This window comes from Actinomadura logoneensis, assembly GCF_003428695.1.
In the GTDB taxonomy this organism is placed as follows: domain Bacteria; phylum Actinomycetota; class Actinomycetes; order Streptosporangiales; family Streptosporangiaceae; genus Spirillospora; species Spirillospora logoneensis.
On the sequence record NZ_QURH01000403.1, the window covers coordinates 1 to 773 of the forward strand.

The following is a 773-nucleotide window of genomic DNA, read 5'->3' on the forward strand; positions in this document are numbered from 1 at the left end:
CGGCGAGCGCGGCGTCCGGGGGCGTCCCGGCGGCGAGGGCGCGCAGGATCTCCGCCCACGACCAGGCGGCCGGCGCTCCCCCGGCCTCCTCCGACCGGCCCCACGCGACCCGCCAGCCGTCGGCCGCGAGCCGCCGCGCGATCCGCTCGACCAGCGCGGTCTTGCCGATCCCGGCCTCACCCCCGACCAGGGCGACCTGGAACCGCCCGGCGGCGGCGCGTCCGGCGGCGTCCAGGAGGCGGGCGGTCTCGGCGTCCCGGCCGAAGAACGTCTCCGCGTCCGGCGGAACGAGCCGCAGCGTCCCCGTCCGTCCCGCCTTGGGCCCCACTCGGGACCGCGCCGAATCGGCCTCCGGACGAGTCGTCGGCTGTTCCGCCACGGATGCACGCGGCCCCTGCTCATCCTGCGACGAGCGTGCCGCCTCCTCGCTCCGCGGTTTCGCCGCCTGCGCCTCGTGGGGCCGCGATGGGTGCGTGTTCTGGGGTTGTGGGGCGTCCAGGTGGGGGGCCTGGGCGAGGATGTCGGCCTCCAGGCCGCGCAGCGCCGGGCCGGGGTCCACGCCGAGCTGCTCGGTCAGGACGTCCCGGGCCCGGCGGAGCGCGCCGAGCGCGTCCCCCTGGCGTCCGGAGCGGTAGAGCGCGAGGGCCAGCAGCCGCCAGGCGTCCTCGCGCAGCGGGTCGGCGGCGACGTGCGCCTCCAGGTCCGGGACGGCCTCGGCCGCCGCGCCCAGGCCGAGCATCGCCTCCGCGCGCCGCTCGGCGGCGAGCCGGCGC

The 773-nt window shown here is 79.7% G+C and carries 1 protein-coding gene; it reads right to left on the reverse strand.

Features of this window, described 5'->3' with window-relative positions; genetic code table 11:
* Positions 1–773: AfsR/SARP family transcriptional regulator (locus tag DZF91_RS42735; protein WP_147341280.1), on the reverse strand; the 773-nt coding region annotated here is incomplete at both ends.